Below are 711 nucleotides of genomic sequence, written 5' to 3'. Positions count from 1 at the left end.
CAAACGATTGTTACTGACATCCAGAGATTTTAGAGAATTAGGCAATATATCCGGTAATGCAGCCAATTGATTGTCAGTAGCAAACAGCATTTTCAGAAAATTGGGCAGCGTTGGTAACTGGGTTAGTTGATTATCATTGGCAAACAGTCCTTCCAGTGAACTGGGCAGTGCTGGTAACTGAGTCAGTTGATTGTCATTGACAGACAGTTTCTTCAACGAACTAGGTAGCGCCGGCAACTCGGTCAATTGATTGTCGTTAACAACCAGTTCCTCAACACAATCAGGCAATGTCGGCAACTGTGAAAGAGCCATAGACGATAGATCGAGATTTTTCGCGTTTTTTTCATAGCACTCCCTCATTCTGGAAACTGCCTCTGCACGCTTTTCACCGGGAGGCTCATTTCTTTTCCACTGCTCCCATTCAGCGTAAAGGGCTTCTTTATCTGAGCTTGATGACGGTAACCTTTGTGAATTTTCCATTTCAGCTATTCCTTGTACTCTGTACTTAATCATTAATGAACGATCAGATGAATGGGCAGGTTGTAGCTTTTTTAACATGTTTTCTTAACATTTAATTTCAACTGTTACACAGACAACCTCGATATGATGCATTACTGCGATACCTCTAACGCTACCCGAATTCCCTGTCAATCCATTTCTGCTCAGTGGTCAAAAAATCAGAGGCACGATTTCTTCCTGAAACAGTGAGAC

At 42.1% G+C, this 711-nt stretch carries 1 protein-coding gene; it reads right to left on the bottom strand.

Features of this window, described 5'->3' with window-relative positions; genetic code table 11:
- Positions 1–558: leucine-rich repeat domain-containing protein (locus REG_RS10195; protein WP_006705569.1), on the bottom strand; the 558-nt coding region annotated here is incomplete at its 3' end.
- Between the last annotated feature and the right edge of the window lie 153 nt (positions 559–711).

Origin of the sequence: Candidatus Regiella insecticola LSR1, from assembly GCF_000143625.1 — a bacterium.
Taxonomy (GTDB): domain Bacteria; phylum Pseudomonadota; class Gammaproteobacteria; order Enterobacterales; family Enterobacteriaceae; genus Regiella; species Regiella insecticola.
Note: the sequence above shows the minus strand (reverse complement) of the source record. Positions and strands in the feature narration are given on the sequence as shown.